This is a genomic window from Deltaproteobacteria bacterium GWA2_45_12 (genome assembly GCA_001797365.1).
Taxonomy (GTDB): Bacteria; UBA10199; UBA10199; order UBA10199; family UBA10199; genus UBA10199.
In genome coordinates this window covers 1,938-2,826 of sequence record MGPH01000047.1, presented here as the reverse complement: position 1 = coordinate 2,826, position 889 = coordinate 1,938, and the positions used below count along the sequence as shown (strand labels likewise).

Here is an 889-nt window from a genome sequence, read left to right as displayed (position 1 = left end):
TTGGAAATCAATGTGATCCAAACGGGCAGGGCGGCGGACAACCGGCACCGGAACTCTGCGGGAATGGAGCGATGGATCCCAATGAAGGGTGTGACGATGGGAATCAAAATAAATTTGACGGATGCAATGATGTCTGCCGTATTGAACCAGGATTTATTTGTGTTGGTGTTCCTTCCGTGTGTGAAAAAGACTTTGATGGTGATGGGATCGTTGACAGACTAGATAATTGTTTTGCTGTTCAGAATGCCAATCAAGGAGATGCTGATGGAGATGGTTTCGGGGACGTTTGTGACAATGATGCCGACGGAGACAATGCGGAAGATATTTTCGATAATTGCCCCGGTGTTGCCGGCCCGATAAACGGTTGTCCTGCTGACAATCAGCCCCCTCCAGGCCCGGCGCCTGATGGAGATGGGGATGGTGTTCTGGATGCCGATGACCATTGCCCCGATGTCGCTGGCGTGCAGCCCGATGGATGTGTTGTCGATGACGGAGCTGCCGGGCAGGCTTTTCCTGCGTGCGAAGCACTTCCCGCGGAATATCAGTTAGCCCCCGTGGCCAATGAAGATGAATGCCCCCGTTTGGTGGAAGAAGCGCTTCCTGCCGATGCCAATGACAAAGTGGATATCAATTTGTTCAGAATTCGCGGTCTTTCTGATGAGTTTTATCAGCAGGTTAAAAATCTCCTGGGAAGTGTCGAACAATTAAAAAGGGATATTGTGGCCAATCCAGCTGCAGCCGCAGTCAAGTTTGCCCAGATGCAAGCCCTTATTTTCAATGAGCTCCATTTAAATCCGGACCAAGCTCTGCCGATCGTGAAGGCTTTAAGCTGCCAAATGTATGGTTCGGTCAATCCTCCCGAAGTAGAAATTTACAATTTCTTTACCCA

General features: G+C 49.9%; 2 pseudogenes (both only partly in view). Both read left to right on the top strand.

Going from position 1 to position 889, the window contains the following annotated elements:
* A pseudogene (locus A2048_09285) lies at positions 1–16 on the top strand (hypothetical protein) (it extends 1,640 nt beyond the left edge of the window).
* Positions 1–889 (top strand): annotated as a pseudogene (locus tag A2048_09280) (hypothetical protein) (it extends 16 nt beyond the left edge of the window). Before A2048_09285 ends, A2048_09280 begins: the two co-directional pseudogenes overlap by 32 nt.